Below are 14908 nucleotides of genomic sequence, written 5' to 3'. Positions count from 1 at the left end.
TAATTATAAAAAGGAAAATAAAATGACCGAAAAAGAAATGAACACCTCTCAAACGCCGCACGAAATCCAAGAAGCACAAGATTTAACTGAATCTACCAACTTAACTGAATCAACTGCATCTGTCGACTCTACCAAACTAATTCCTGAAATTTTTCAGCCCCTCTGGCAGGAAAATCATTTCCAAAGTCCTACCCCAATTCAAGAAGAAACGTTTGCCAAAATTGAGTTCGGCCAAGAAATTTTAGCCGTAGCGCCCACGGGATCTGGAAAAACGCTCGCCTTTTTGCTGCCAAGTTTATTGCGCTTAAAAACCATGGACAAAAAAGCTCAATTATTAATTTTAGCGCCGAGTCAAGAACTGGCGATGCAAACAATCGAAGTTGCCAGACCTTACGCCAAACTTTTAGGGATGCAAGTAGCGGCCCTGATCGGTGGCGGTAATGTTAAACGCCAACAAGAAAAGCTAAAAGCTAAACCTAATGTCTTAGTGGGCACGCCAGGTCGAGTGCTGGAACTGCTCACGAGCAAAAAAATTAAATGGCCCGATCTTAAAATAATTATTCTAGATGAAGTTGATCAACTTTTAAAAGAAGATAAAAGTCTTACTGAAAAAATCTTGCAACACGGCATTAAAAATTATCAACTGTTAGGATTTTCAGCGACACCACTTGCTCCAGAAAAAGCGGCAAGTATTTTTGCCGAAACTGAAAAACTAAATGTTGGAAAGATCGATTCACAACTGGATAATATTTTCCAAACATATCTCGTAGTGGAAAAACGTAAAAAAGTCGATATTTTAAAAAAATTGGCCCAAATTCCTCAGATGTCAGCCTTGGTCTTTTTCCACCAATTGGCTGATTTAGGAAATGTGAACGAAAAATTAATTTACGAAAAACTTCCGGTGGCCAATCTCGCGTCTGATGAAAATAAATTTGTCCGAAAAATGGCTTTGACAGCTTTTAAAGAAGGTAAAGCCCAATTTTTATTAACGACTGATCTGGCAGCTCGTGGTTTGGATTTGCCCCAATTACCTTATGTTATCTTTTTTGATTTTCCCCATGATGTGGAACAATTTATTCACCGCAAAGGGCGGACTGGCCGAATGGGCGAAGCCGGACAAGTTCTTCTTTTAGTCGCACCAGAAGAAGTGTCCCGATTAAAAAAACTACCCGGAACGTTCACCCAACAATTTTTATATGGTGGACATTTGGTAACACAATTGCCAGGAAATACGCAAACTAGTGCCAAGCCAGACAAAAAAACACCGAAAAAATCTTAATTGTTCTCCTGAAAAAAGCGCAATTAAGCGCTTTTTTGTGTTATGCTTAAATTAGAAAATTTTACAAAGGAGACGAGTTTGTGTCGAATCGTAAAGATGAAATTTTGATCCTCTTAAAAAGAGATGCCAAGGGACTGACAGCTAGTGCAGTCGCGGACCGATTAGCGCTGGATCGCACCAATGTTAGCCGTTATTTATCAGAACTCGCCAAAGAAAAGTTAATTATTAAAAGTAATACGCGACCAGTAGTGTATCAATTTGTGGAAAATATCACCGATGAAATCTCGCAAGTTTCTTTTAATAGTCTAGTAGGTGTGGATGATTCGCTAAAAGTAGTTATTCAACAAGCAAAGGCCGCCATTTTATATCCGCCGCGGGGACTACATACGATTATTTTTGGTAAAACGGGTACTGGTAAATCTTTATTTGCTGAATGTATGTATCAATTTGCCATTGAATCAGAGAGTCTGGAAAAATCCGCGCCCTTTGTTTCTTTTAACTGTGCCGACTACGCGCAAAATCCGCAATTACTTTTTGCTCATATTTTTGGTGTCAAAAAAGGAGCGTTCACTGGCGCCAATGAAGATCGCACCGGTTTGGTTGCTCAAGCGGACGGCGGGATTTTATTTCTTGATGAAATTCATCGTCTGCCACCAGAAGGCCAAGAAATGCTTTTTACTTTTATTGATAAAGGAATTTACCGGCCACTTGGTGAAAGTGCGCAAAGCTATGAAGCTTCGGTCCAAATTATCGGCGCGACAACGGAAAGTTCGGAAAATTTTCTAACGACTTTTAACCGCCGCATTCCTATGTCGATTACTTTGCCTAGCCTTGACGACCGCACACTTGATGAACGCTATGAAATTATTTCGTTGTTCATTAAACAAGAAGCCAATCGCCTCCATCAAAAAATTCATATTGAACGAGAAGCTGTCTTAGCCTTTATGCTGTATCATGCAGAAGGCAATATCGGTCAAGTGAAGCGGGATTTGAAACTTGTCTGTGCCAAAGCTTTTCTCCATTACCGAACGCATAATGAAGATTCTTTAACGATTCACAAAGAAGATTTACCGCTCCAAGTCCAAAAAGGTCTGCTAAAAATGAAAGAAGTACCCGATCGGCTTGATCATTTTGTCGATAAAAAAGCGCAATTTTTGACCTTTGAACCAGGGGAGTCTGAAGTGGTTTGGTCACAAGACCCCACGCAAAGCATGGATGTTTACAATAGTATAGAAGCAAAGGTGGAAGAATTTTCCAAAAAACAATTAGAAGTTATCGATTTAGAAAGTTTAATTAGTCGCGATGTGGATGCTTATTTCACCACTTACGTTAAAGAATTAACGAGAAGTTCGATTCATGAAGAATTGATTTCTGATCAACTTTGGGACCTAACCAATCGTCTTTATGATTACGCCGAAAGCATTTTACAGCGTAAATACGGACCAAAAGCGCGTTTTGCTTTTTCTTTGCATTTGCAATCCACGTTGGAACGCCTTCGTGAAGGTCATATTATTGTCCATCCCGATTTGAATAATGTTCGGAAGAAATTTTCTAAAGAATTTCAAGTGGCGATTGATTTATCAGGGATGATTGAAGCAGAAAATGACGTGGAAATTCCTTTTGACGAAATTGGTTTTATTTCCATGTTTTTGTCGATTGATGTCGGGGAAATGGTGCCAGTGGCGGAAAATAATGTCCGGGTCATTGTTTTAATGCACGGGAAATCCACCGCCAGTTCCATGTTAGAAACTGTCCAAGAATTATTAGGCACCCAAGAAGGCATGGCCATGAATATGCCGCTGACTTTGGAAGTCCAAAAAATGTATGAACAACTGAAAAATTATATTATTGAATATAAAGAAGTCTTAACTAATGGCGTTCTACTTTTAACTGATATGGGGAGCCTCAATGCTTTTGGCACTATGATTTATGAAGAGACCGGCGTTCGTACTAAGGCGATTACCATGAGTTCAACCTTAGTCGTGCTAGAAGCTGTCCGCATGAGCACGGTCGGGCGTTCACTGGAAGATATTTATCAAAATATTCAACTGAATTTTGAATCAGCGGTGCGGGAACAATTTGCCAACCAAAAAAATCAATTACAAAAGAAAAAAGCGATTGTCGTAGCTTGTTTTACAGGTGAAGGGGTGGCGGCTCGGTTGTATCAACGGATCCATCCGGTGGTGAACCATCAAAAAGTCGAAGTCATTCAGATGCAATTTATTGAAAAAACAACTTTTAAAAAACATATCGACAACTTATTAAAAGATTATCAAGTGATTGCCATTGCCGGAACAGTTGATGTAGATTATCAAAATATTCCTTTTTTCTCAGCGTTAGATTTATTCCAAGACGATCAATTAAATATTTTAAAGCGAATTGCTAATGAAGAATTATCGGTTGAAAAAATCGCCCAATCTTTAGAACAAACCATTACCGAAGTGCCTGTATTGTCTCAATTTGTTTTGCAAATCCAACGCACTTTACGCCAAATTCAAAATGATTTAAAAATTATTTTAGAACCAGGTGTCGATACTGGATTAATTATGCATGTCGCCGTACTTTTTGATTCGATTCTAAAAGGCCAGCATCATCGGGATTTTCCAAATTTAGCAGTCTTTCAAAAAAAATATCGTCTAGAAATGGATACTGTGCGAACTAATTTTATGCTTTTAGAAAAAAATTATCACTTGCGACTCCCAGAAGCAGAACTTGCCTTCTTAACGCAAATGTTATTAGAAAATCAACTCCATAAATCATCAGACTTACACACTATCGGTAGTGTGTAAGTAAAATATTAAGAATGTGTAAAGATAAAAGTATAGACCATCGCCTGATTTTTAGGCATTTGTCTATACTTTTACTTTTGGCACGCTTCTTGCTCTATATAAAGATGTAAGAAAAAATAAAGGAGGATTAGAGAATGGCTGAAAAAACTATTATGCTTGTTTGTTCCGCGGGGATGTCAACTAGTTTACTTGTTTCAAAAATGCAAAAAGCTGCTGAAGCAAGAGGATTGGATGCTGATATTTTTGCTGTAGCCGCTAGTGATGCGGACAACAACTTAGAAGCAAAAAATGTTGACGTTTTATTATTAGGACCTCAAGTACGTTTTATGAAATCCCAATTCGAACAAAAATTAGCACCTAAAGGGATTCCCATGGATATCATTAATATGGCCGATTATGGCTTGATGAATGGCGAAAAAGTTTTAGACCAAGCACTTTCCTTAGCAAAAGATTAATCAAATAAAAGATTAATCAAGCAAAAATTAAATTTCTAAGATTTTCAGCAATTATTTTAAGGAAAGCCAATTGACAAGGAGGAAACGATGGAAGACGAAAAAAATCTTGAAGCGATCATGGGATTAATTATGAACGCTGGTAATGCAAAAAGCGATGCGATGGAAGCTATTCAAGCCGCTAAAACTGGTGACTTTGAAGCAGCCGACGCCAAAATGAAAGACGCGAATCAATCACTCGTTTTAGCGCATCATTCACAAACGGGTATGTTAACTCAAGAAGCACAAGGGACCCACGTTCCAGTGACTTTATTGACGGTTCACAGTCAAGATCATTTAATGACGGCTATTGCCTTTTGTGATTTAGCCAAAGAATTAATCGACATCTATCGTCGGATTGATGAAAAATAGGGTTTACCCTAAAACTGGAGATATTATCTCCCTAAAGTTGGTATAAAGAGTTTCTTTATATAAAAAATTTTTTTAAGGAGGATTCAAAATGAACGGATTAACAGCATGGATGGAAAAACACATCCTGCCAGTTGCGGCCAAAATTGGCGCACAGAAACATCTCGTAGCTTTACGTGATGCGTTTATCGGTACCATGCCAGCAACGATGGCAGGGGCCATTGGTACAATGCTTAACGCTATTATTCGTGATTTGCCGCCAGCTTTTTGGCCAGATTACAATGGTAATGAAATTCCTGTCATTCGCGAAATCATTCAAATTAATGGTTACGTGTGGAACGGGACGTTGGCAATTGCCGGGTTAATTTTCGCGTTTTCGTGGGGGTATAACTTAGCACGTGCTTACAAAGTAAATGATCTCGCTGGTGGGATTGTTTCCTTGTCAGCTTTTATTTCAGGGATTGGCTTTTCATTTGCCGGTACTCAAGAAGTTGCTTTAGACGCTTCTGCGGTATCTGCAATCAATGCTACAACTGCCGATACTGGTTTATCAGCAACCGCTGAAGGTATCACAACTGGTTCTTGGGGCTGGTTAAAACTTGGGCAATTAGATGCCAATGCATTTTTCACCATTATGATTATTGGTTTTATCGCCACAGTCATTTATGCGAAATTGATGCAACATAACATCATTATCAAAATGCCTGATTCAGTACCGCCTGCAGTTTCCAAAGCGTTCGCAGCCATTGTTCCTGCGGCCGTTGCATTATATGTTGTTGCAATTATCTACTTCATCGTTGGTAAATTGAGCGATGGTGACTTACTTATCAACCTCATTCAAAAATATATTGCTGAACCTTTCTTGGGTGCATCTCAAGGACTCGGTTGGGTATTGGTTGTTACTTTGTTTGTTCAAATTTTCTGGTTCTTCGGGATTCACGGACCAAACGTTTTGGCACCAGTTTTGGAAGGCGTTTGGGGCGTTGCCCAAATCGCTAACATTAACGTCGCTCAAAATGGTTATGAAGGCTTAATCGGACCAGCCGCTGTTAAAGCTGCTATTACTGACGGAAAAGCTTACATGTGGGTTCGTGGTTCATTCGATGCTTTTGCTTGGTTTGGTGGTTCCGGTGGTACAATTACTTTAATCATCGCTATCTTACTATTTAGCAAACGTGCAGACTACAAAACAGTTGGTAAATTAGCTGTTGGACCTGGTATCTTCAACATTAATGAACCTTTGATGTTTGGTTTACCAATCGTCTTGAACGCAATTATGTTCATTCCATTCTTGTTAGCTCCATTAGTAGCAACTACTATTGGTTGGTTAGCAACTTATGCTGGACTCGTTAACCCAGTATCACAAGCTGTTCCTTGGGTTGTGCCACCTATGTTAATGTCGTTCTTAGCAACAGGCGCTGACTGGCGTGCACCAGTAGTTACTTTGATCAACATGGCGATTACCTTCTTCATCTGGTTGCCATTCGTTATTTCGGCTAACAAATTACAAGTCGAAGATTAAGAATTATTATTTGAGATCAGGCTGGCTTTGTGCTAGTCTGATCTTATACATACTTAAGGGGGATTTTTAACATGATTGAAATTAACTCAGCTTTGTCACAAGATAAAATTATCGAGGTCTTAAATAGCTTTGAAAAAGATGGCGTGACCTTTGCTTTTAAAGAAAAAAAAGGCTTGAAATTACTTTTTAATGTCAGTGGCACTGAAGATTTTGAAGATGCTGCCCGCTTAGCAAAAAGTCGCATTAAAGAAGAAGATTGGGGTTCCGTGCTTTATTTTTCCGCTCACGGCGTCAATTAAGGAGACACGATGATTAAAAACGGGTTATTTATAGTTAGTCTTGGACTGTTAATGTTTATGTTTTCCGCCAATCAAGCTACTAGAAATTATAATATTGTCGGCATGCTTGCTTCATTTGGGATGATTATTTTAGGCACGGTCATGTTGGTGCGGGGAAATCAACAAGCCAAAAAAGAAAAAGCAGAACAAACAGCGATTGAAAAAGATAAAAAAGAGGAGGAATAGCCATGGAAATTCATCAAAATTTAAATGTCCCAGCTACTTTTTTCTTCGATAAGATCGCCGATTCGGCCATTTATGATGTGGAGCGCCACACCGGCAAACGGATTACCCGTAAACAATTGCAAAATATTGAATACGTAAAAGAGTTTAACAAACGAGCTAGAGCAAAGATTACGATTGATAAATTTATCGATAATGCCGTTTACGGTTTTACCACTTCAACTACTAAAAATCGTTTCTATGTGGAATATCGCATTGAACCGCTAGATTCTCGTAGTTGCGCTGTGGTTTATGAAGAAAAAATGGAAAGCTTTGGTTTTATTCAAAAAATCAACGATGTTACTGTTGGAATTTTGTGGGGCTTTTTGCGGAAACGTCGCTTTAAGTCAATGCTGAAACAAATTGAAGCGACTTATTAATTGTTATTTTATGGTGTAACACTTGTTATTTAATAACAAAGAAAAATAAAAAAAGTTGCCAGCTTGTGAAAGCTGACAATTTTTTTATTTTAATTATTTTTCTTCGACTGCTTTGTCTTTTTCAGTGACTTCTTTTTCTTCAGGATCTTCTGGATCATGGTGGTCTTTCAATGCTTTAGCGAAGACTTCTTTTTTTTCTTCCTTGTAATTGTCTTGACGTTTAGCAAAAATCTCTTCTTTTGTTTTTTCTGGCATTGTCTTTCCTCCTGTAATCGTTTTTTCACAATCTTATTATAACACGCCGATTGGACAGTTGGAAAGAAAAAACTCGAATTAGATGTTTTTTAATGAAATTTCCATCGAAAAATTTGCTAAAAAAACACTTTATTCATTGGTCATTGCACAATTTTTTTGAAGTCGGTATAATAGATTCAGGTCCTCGTAGCTCAGTAGGATAGAGCGACCGCCTCCTAAGCGGTAGGTCGTTGGTTCGATTCCAATCGGGGACGTTACCTGTTTATAAAAAAACGACTAGCAAAATTTTGCTAGTCGTTTTTTTATTTTTAAGCCCAGTCGCCATTTCTAAAAATAGGAACGATTGAACCGTCTTGTTTGATGCCATCCACATTCATTTTGTTAGAGCCAATCATAAAGTCTACATGAGTGTGAGAACGATTCAAGCCATGAGCCGTAAGTTCTTCAGGGGACATCTCCGTGCCACCTTCAAGACTGAAAGCATAAGCAGATCCTAGGGCCAAATGATTCGAAGCATTTTCATCGAATAAAGTATTGTAAAAAGTAATACCTGATTGAGAAATCGGGGAAGGATCAGGAACTAAAGCCACTTCGCCTAAACTTTTTGCACCCTCATCAATGGCAAGAAGTTTAGCTAAAACATCTTGACCCACTTCAGCGGAATAATCCACCACTTTACCATCTTTAAAAGTAAATTTCATCCCGGATAAAGTCGTTCCAGCATAACTTAATGGTTTTGTTGAAGAAACAACGCCATCGATCCGACGAAGATCAGGAGCGGTAAAGACTTCTTCAGTAGGCATATTAGCCATAAAAACTTCGCCCCGACTATTTTTTGAACCAGCGCCTTCCCAGCGGTGATTTTTAGGTAATCCAACAATCAGGTCGGTGCCAGGAGCTGTATAATGAAGCGCGTCAAATTGCTCAGCATTGAGTTCATTGGCTTTAGCCCAAAGCGTTTCATCATGTTTTTTCCAAGCAGTAACCGGATCGACAAGGTCAATGCGGGTTGTTTTGAAAATTTCTTGCCATAGCGCATCCACTTGTTCTTCAGAAGTTGAAAGATTAGGGAAAACTTTTTTGGCCCAATCAGGACTAGCGGCCGCCACAACCGTCCAAGAAACTTGATTAGATTGCGTCGCTTGGCGCAATTTCGCCAGGGCTTTACCGAGTGCGGCTTGATTAGTAGCCACACGTTGACCATCAACGCCGGCCAATGCATCTGGATTGCTAGAAACAACCGAAATACGGGAAGCATTTTTTTCAAGCCAATAATCTACTTGTGTGCCACGATAAGCGGGAACATTTTCCAAACGGTCAGTAGCAGCGTGAGACAGAAATTGTTTTTGCACAAATTCATCACTCCATTGCACTTGCACTTCGGCGGCTCCTTTTGCATAAGCTTTTTCCACGATCAGATGGGCCAACTGTCTTTGATCAGTCGCAATTTGCAAAACTACTGTGTGACCGGCAGTCACGTTGACACCAACTTCCACAATCAGGTCAGCGTATTTTTCTAAATTTTCTTGGAAATTTTTCAACATATGAATCCTCCTTAATTTTAGTGAAGATATGGTTATGATATCATAACATTTTTCGGGATAATTTTCTATGAGAATGTTGCATTAAATAACTAAACGAGAAAATTTTTTTGCAAAAGGAATGGCGGAGCCAAGTTGTTAAAAATTAGTGACACCGCTTTTAAAAAACCTCTTTAAATCAAGGCAAACTAATGTTATAATAACTGAGGATATGTAATTAACGAGTCTTAGATAATTCTGTTGAGAGGATGTACGTGATGGCTAGAAAAAAACGATTACCCGCGAGGATATAATTAAGGCAGGGTATGAGCTAGTAGCCCAAGAAGGATTTCATAAATTTACCGCCCGCAATATTGCTAAATTGATGGGGACATCGACTGCGCCGATTTATGCTGAGTTTCATAGTATGGACGCGCTGAAAGAGACCATTTTTCAACGGATTGAAAATTATTTGGGGGAAGTTATTTTTAATGAAGTCCGCACCGGAGATTCGATTGTAGATATGGGGCTGAATTATATTTATTTTGCCATGGGTGAAAATAAATTATACAAAGCTTTGTATTTGGAAGATTACGGTGGCGGCGAGCGGATGCACAATTTCTCTTATCGGATGTATACTAAGCGAGTTTCAGAAGATAATAAATACCAAAGTTTATCAAAAGGACAAGTGGATGCGTTGCATTACGGAACGTGGATAATTGTTACCGGTTTAGCGTCACTCATGAGCTCACATATTATTATGCCCACTGAAGAGCAATTAATTTCTATTATAAAAGATTCTTATGAAGCGTTGAGTAAACGAGATAAAAGTATTTTTGATTAACTTCAAGCTTTAATTTTAACAACAGCTAAAAAGGTTTCCGAATGTTCGGAGAATCTTTTTAGCTGTTTTTTTTATTTAGATTGACTTAAGAAAATCGGATTGCTATGATTAAATTGTCCCCAAAATAAAGCGGTGACAAAATTCGTTTAGCTTGTCTAAACACAAGAAGGAAGGATTAGTAATGAAGAGAAGTTTTTGGTTAAGTAAGGGCAGTTGGCTAGTTTTATTATCAACTGTAGCTTTAAGCACTTCAGCTAATATTTTTGCCGAAGAAGGAACATCTGCTAGTACCATGGCAACAACAGATCTACAAGTCTCGTTGCAACTGCTAGGAATAAATGATTTCCACGGCGCCTTAGAAACAACTGGGACATTTCGGGATGATGCCGGAAACTCGGTAAGTAGTACGGGAACAGCAGCCTTATTAGCTGGCTACTTGGATCAAGCGGAATCGAATTTTGTAAGTGCCAATCCAAATGGGGTTTCCTTACGAGTTCAATCTGGTGATATGGTTGGTGCATCGCCGGCTAACTCTGGGTTATTGCAAGACGAACCATCGATTAAGATTTTGAATCAAATGAATTTTTCCGTCGGCACACTAGGAAATCATGAGTTTGATGAAGGTTTGGCAGAATTCAACCGGATTATGAATGGTGCAATGCCTGAAGCAAATCAATTTTCCAACCCAGCGATTCAAGAATTAGTTGAAGGTTACGCAAAAGAAGCTTCTAATACCGAAATCGTCATTGCTAATTTAGTCGACAAAGAAAGCGGCGAAATTCCTTTTGACTGGCAACCTTACACCGTCAAAGAAGTAACAGACGCGGATGGAGACAAAGTGAATGTAGGCTTTATCGGTATTGTCACTACTGAAGTTCCTAATCTTGTCCTCAAAGAACATTATGAAGATTATAGCTTCTTAGACGAAGCGGAAACGATTGAAAAATATGCAGATGAATTAAAAGCTGATGGAGTAAACGCTATTGTTGTTTTAGCCCATGTTCCATCTAATTCAGATGGTGAAGGGAATGTCTCTTCAGATGCCGCAGCAATTTTAGAAGAAGTCAATGTTTTAGATCCGGATAACTCCGTCGATGTTTTCTTTGCCGGCCATAACCATATGTATACTAATGGCTTGGTGGAAGGAACTCGCGTGGTGCAATCCACCTCTCAAGGTAAAGGATACATTGATGTACAAGGGACTCTTGATGTAGCAACGCAAGACTTTAAAGAAGTACTAACAGCCACTGTAAATGCTGTTGCCCCTGATGCTGGCGTTGTTCCAAATGAAGAAGTGCAAGCTATTGTTGATGAAGCGAATGATTTAGTTGCCCCCATTCAAAATGCTAAAATCGGAACTGCAGAAGCAACGGATATGATCACACGAGAAGTGAACGAAAACCGCGAATCACCTGTGGGCAATTTAATTGTCGACGGTCAAATCGCCCAAGCGAAAGTAAAAGGGCTGGATGTTGATTTTGCTATGACCAATAATGGCGGAATTAGAGCCGATCTTCTCGTTACTGAAGATGGTACTATCACTTGGGGAGCAGCTCAAGCTGTGCAACCATTTGGGAATATTATGCAAATTGTCGAAATGACCGGCGAACAAATTCATAATGTTTTGCAACAACAATCTGACAAGTATTTCTTACAAATCGGTGGGTTAAGATATTCTTATCTTAAATCTGATGATGCCACCCATCCAGAAGAAATAGTTGATATGGTCAAAACTGACGGTTCACCAGTTATTTGGGATGAAACTTATCGGGTAGTGATTAACGACTTCCTCTTTGGTGGCGGCGATGGTTTTAGTGGATTTACGGAAGCTAAATTAGTCGGAGCAATGGACCCCGATACAGAAACTTTCGTTAATTATATTTCTTCTTTCGGCGATGAAAAAATCAAAACACCAGCTTTAGACCGGAAGAACTTAGTCGAGTCTCCAATTGAAGAAGATGGTTGGCGGCAAGTTGAAGGTCAATGGACGTATTGGGAAAATGACCAACAAGTCACTGGTTGGATTTTTGTTGACGGCTCTTGGTATTATTTAAATGCTGAAACTGGCTTTATGACTACTGGTTGGCAAGAAGTGAACGGCAAATGGTATTATTTATCCACTGTTTCCGGGAAAATGTTAACAGGTTGGTTGTATACTGATGGATCTTGGTATTATTTATCAAAAACTGGCGCTATGCAGATTGGTTGGGCGCAAGTGAATGGTCAATGGTATTATTTATCCACGGTTAGCGGCAAAATGCAAACAGGTTGGTTGCTAGTTAACCACAAATGGTACTATGCCACAGAAAATGGTGACTTGTTGGTGTCAACAAAACGGGTAATTCGTTCCGTAAGTTATACCTTCGACTTATCAGGCGCTTGGGTAGCTTAAAATAATAAAAAATAAAACAGGACTGTTGGCGAAATTCGTCAGCAGTCCTGTTTTTTTAAAAATATTAAATTTTAGCCGCTAAAGTTTTGGCAAATGCTTCTAAGCGTTCAATATCATCTTCTTCAGCGTCTAGTTCAACTTTGACGGATTCAGCGCCTTTTGTAGCACCAGTTTTGGCAAATGCTTCGTCAAATTGATCCACTGATTTGCAAAACATGTCACCGTAAAAAGTATCGCCAGAACCTACCACACCATAAATTTTTCCGGGCAGTTTAAGTTCTAACAAATCTTCGTAAAAGTCGACGATTTCGTCAGGCAAATCACCATCGCCGTAAGTATAAGTAGCCACGATGCAAAGATCAGCCTCTTCAAAATCAGCAGCATCTACATCGCCACATTCATCAATTTCTACTTCAATATCTAAATTTTCTAGCGCCTCAGCTACAATATCGGCGATTTCTTCGGTATTGCCGGTTAAGCTAGCATAAACAATTTTTGCCAGTGCCATCTTATGTTTGTCCCCCTAAATATTTTCTATAATTATTTTAGCACACAGAGCACTTATTCACTAGTCCCGGAATCATCTAGTGTGTTGACCACTTCTGCTTCTGAATTTTTCATAATTTTTTGTGAGTAATATTTTGAACCCATAGCCATTTGGGAGTAAAGATTATCGAAACCATATTCTTCCATTAAAGTGGGTGTTTCGGAGAATAAATTAGTACCAAGAGCGAGTCTGTCTCCAGGAATGACTGCACCAAGCGCGGCTAGCGTTGTAGGATATAAATCTAAAGTAGAAAATTGCCGATTTTTAATATTATCGGTACTAACTGCAGAGTTTAAAAACAAATTAAAGACATTGCGCTCATAATCAGTAGGTAAGTTATCGAAGAAATCTTTATCCATACTTAAGTGATCGCCTGCTAAAACAATGGTCGTATTTTCATAAAAAGGTTGTTCCATAATCCAAGTTAGTAATTCATAAACCATTTGGTCAGAATAATGAATGACGTTAGAATATTGATCGTCATAGATAATTGGCGTCTGGTCCGTTACTAGGCCGTCCTCAAAGTGAGTGTCAGCGGTGATCATCGTAAAGTTGAAAGGTTGAGTGCCAGTGGACATTTCAGTAATGGTATTTTTAGCGAATTCGAAAAGTTTAGCATCTTCATACCCCCACCAAATAAGATAATCTTCTGGAATCCATTCATTTTCAATGGCGGAGTTGTAATCAACGATATTGTAATTGCCATGTTGGGTAAAATATTTATCGCGACCACCAAAACTAGCTTCCGAGCCCAAAAGTAAGGTCTGATTGTAACCAGCCTCTGCCAAGATTTCCCCTAAAGAATAAGCTCCAGGCAAATAAGAAGAGGTGTTCCCGTAGTCATTCCCATTTACTGTCGTAATAAGTGGGATACCAGCTGTTTGAGCTACCATTCCACCCGCGGTAAAACCTACGCCAGGAACTTGCAAGGCGCCACCTAATAAATTGGAATTAGAAAAATTGGTGCCACCATTTTCAGATAAGTCAGCCATATTAGGCAACAAGTTTTCTTCTTGACCGCCCCCTAAATCAGTGGAATAATAAGTGCCTTCCATAGATTCTAGAAAAATATAAATTAAATTTCTTTTTTGTTCTGGGAAGACAATTTCTGTTGTTCGTGGGTCGACATACTCATCTTCATACAACGTACTAGATTCAAAAAAGTAGGCGCGAACTTCGGCAAAGCCAATCCGAGAAAGACCTAAAGTAAATCCAGCCAACAAAATGATAATTCCTGATAATAATAGGAAAAACTTGCGGAGGGCAGGATGACGTTTCGGTTTTTTCCGCAAAGTAGGAATCGCCACTTTCTTATGAGAAAAAGCTAACATTTGATAAATGATTTCACCAGCTAGAAAAGTTGCAAAAAGTGCGGTTAAAAAAGGAAGTTCAATGAAAGCATAAATTTGCGAAGCGTCAGATCCTTGTAGAGGTTCCGTTAAATGATAAACGATTTGATCAATGGCCAGATTGCTGAAATGATCCATCCCCCAGTAACTAGATAAAGGAATCAAAAAGCCGATAAAAATCAAAAGAATTGTTAAACTTAAAAAAAAGCCATCGAAAAAAGTTATTTTTTTCAAATGAATTTTTCCTAGGATCTGATTCCACGTGAAAAGAATAATACCACCTAAAATAAATCCAGCTAGAAGGACAAAAATCAGTAGCGACCAACGCGGTGATTTTACCCAAGTTTGCCAAAAAAGGAAGTTTGGTAAAATAGTGCCATGAACGAGTCTAGTTCCAAATAAGGTGGCGACAGTCGTTAAAATAACTAGCCACAAACTGCGAAAAATAGCGCTTCTCGTGGTACGATATTTGCTTCTTTTGTATGTAATTAGTAGCAGTGCAAAAAAAATGAAAATTAATATTAGCATTTGTGTTCCCCCAAAAAACGATATTATAGGCATTTTAACATAGATTAAGAATAAAATGATTGTTTCCATGAAAATGTCAACTA

Annotated in this window: 14 protein-coding genes and 1 tRNA gene; 11 read left to right on the top strand and 4 right to left on the bottom strand. The window is 38.8% G+C overall.

Annotated elements, in window-relative coordinates; translation table 11 throughout:
- Nucleotides 1–22 precede the first annotated feature (22 nt).
- The 8 genes from BQ5341_RS09790 to BQ5341_RS09755 all read left to right on the top strand — a co-directional run bounded on the left by BQ5341_RS09790 (nucleotide 23) and on the right by BQ5341_RS09755 (nucleotide 7390).
- Nucleotides 23–1279, top strand: a complete 1257-nt coding sequence (locus BQ5341_RS09790) for a DEAD/DEAH box helicase (RefSeq protein WP_083378671.1) — start codon at nucleotides 23–25, stop codon at nucleotides 1277–1279.
- Nucleotides 1280–1359: 80 nt separating this feature from the next.
- The gene (locus BQ5341_RS09785) at nucleotides 1360–4068 is read left to right on the top strand and encodes a sigma-54-dependent transcriptional regulator (protein WP_071131798.1); all 2709 of its coding nucleotides are present in this window, start codon (nucleotides 1360–1362) and stop codon (nucleotides 4066–4068) included.
- Nucleotides 4069–4202: 134 nt separating this feature from the next.
- Nucleotides 4203–4523: a PTS sugar transporter subunit IIB gene (locus BQ5341_RS09780; RefSeq protein WP_071131797.1), complete on the top strand. Its 321-nt coding sequence runs from the start codon at nucleotides 4203–4205 to the stop codon at nucleotides 4521–4523.
- A gap of 87 nt (nucleotides 4524–4610) precedes the next feature.
- Nucleotides 4611–4931: a PTS lactose/cellobiose transporter subunit IIA gene (locus BQ5341_RS09775; protein ID WP_071131796.1), complete on the top strand. Its 321-nt coding sequence runs from the start codon at nucleotides 4611–4613 to the stop codon at nucleotides 4929–4931.
- An 88-nt stretch (nucleotides 4932–5019) separates the two neighbouring features.
- Complete coding sequence (locus tag BQ5341_RS09770) at nucleotides 5020–6450, top strand: PTS sugar transporter subunit IIC (protein ID WP_071131795.1); 1431 nt, start codon at nucleotides 5020–5022, stop codon at nucleotides 6448–6450.
- 71 nt (nucleotides 6451–6521) lie between these two features.
- On the top strand, nucleotides 6522–6749 hold the full coding sequence (locus BQ5341_RS09765) for a hypothetical protein (protein WP_071131794.1): 228 nt from the start codon (nucleotides 6522–6524) through the stop codon (nucleotides 6747–6749).
- A 9-nt stretch (nucleotides 6750–6758) separates the two neighbouring features.
- On the top strand, nucleotides 6759–6974 hold the full coding sequence (locus BQ5341_RS09760; RefSeq protein ID WP_071131793.1) for a hypothetical protein: 216 nt from the start codon (nucleotides 6759–6761) through the stop codon (nucleotides 6972–6974).
- Between the two features lie 2 nt (nucleotides 6975–6976).
- On the top strand, nucleotides 6977–7390 hold the full coding sequence (locus BQ5341_RS09755; protein ID WP_071131792.1) for a DUF3284 domain-containing protein: 414 nt from the start codon (nucleotides 6977–6979) through the stop codon (nucleotides 7388–7390).
- 93 nt (nucleotides 7391–7483) lie between these two features.
- Here the strand turns inward: BQ5341_RS09755 and BQ5341_RS10600 are convergent, their stop codons facing one another.
- On the bottom strand, nucleotides 7484–7645 hold the full coding sequence (locus tag BQ5341_RS10600; RefSeq protein ID WP_162840228.1) for a hypothetical protein: 162 nt from the start codon (nucleotides 7643–7645) through the stop codon (nucleotides 7484–7486).
- A 180-nt stretch (nucleotides 7646–7825) separates the two neighbouring features.
- Here BQ5341_RS10600 and BQ5341_RS09750 point away from each other — a divergent pair.
- Nucleotides 7826–7899 (top strand) — tRNA-Arg (locus BQ5341_RS09750).
- 54 nt (nucleotides 7900–7953) lie between these two features.
- Here the strand turns inward: BQ5341_RS09750 and BQ5341_RS09745 are convergent.
- Nucleotides 7954–9189, bottom strand: coding sequence for an aminopeptidase (locus BQ5341_RS09745; RefSeq protein WP_071131791.1), 1236 nt, complete (start codon nucleotides 9187–9189; stop codon nucleotides 7954–7956).
- Nucleotides 9190–9460: 271 nt separating this feature from the next.
- On the opposite strand from BQ5341_RS09745, the gene BQ5341_RS09740 reads away from it, so the two are divergent.
- Nucleotides 9461–10009 carry a TetR/AcrR family transcriptional regulator gene (locus tag BQ5341_RS09740; protein WP_071131790.1) on the top strand — a complete coding sequence of 183 codons (549 nt, stop codon included), beginning with the start codon at nucleotides 9461–9463 and terminating at the stop codon, nucleotides 10007–10009.
- Nucleotides 10010–10190: 181 nt separating this feature from the next.
- The gene (locus BQ5341_RS09735) at nucleotides 10191–12401 is read left to right on the top strand and encodes a bifunctional metallophosphatase/5'-nucleotidase (RefSeq protein ID WP_071131789.1); all 2211 of its coding nucleotides are present in this window, start codon (nucleotides 10191–10193) and stop codon (nucleotides 12399–12401) included.
- Nucleotides 12402–12465: 64 nt separating this feature from the next.
- Here BQ5341_RS09735 and BQ5341_RS09730 read toward each other — a convergent pair whose 3' ends face one another.
- Nucleotides 12466–12909: a flavodoxin gene (locus tag BQ5341_RS09730; RefSeq protein ID WP_071131788.1), complete on the bottom strand. Its 444-nt coding sequence runs from the start codon at nucleotides 12907–12909 to the stop codon at nucleotides 12466–12468.
- Between the two features lie 53 nt (nucleotides 12910–12962).
- Nucleotides 12963–14825, bottom strand: coding sequence for an alkaline phosphatase family protein (locus BQ5341_RS09725; RefSeq protein WP_083378670.1), 1863 nt, complete (start codon nucleotides 14823–14825; stop codon nucleotides 12963–12965).
- Between the last annotated feature and the right edge of the window lie 83 nt (nucleotides 14826–14908).

The sequence above is a fragment of the Enterococcus timonensis genome (assembly GCF_900104595.1).
Classification (GTDB): domain Bacteria; phylum Bacillota; class Bacilli; order Lactobacillales; family Enterococcaceae; genus Enterococcus_J; species Enterococcus_J timonensis.
The sequence above is the reverse complement of the archived record's forward strand: the minus strand, read 5'-3'. Positions and strand labels throughout refer to the sequence as shown.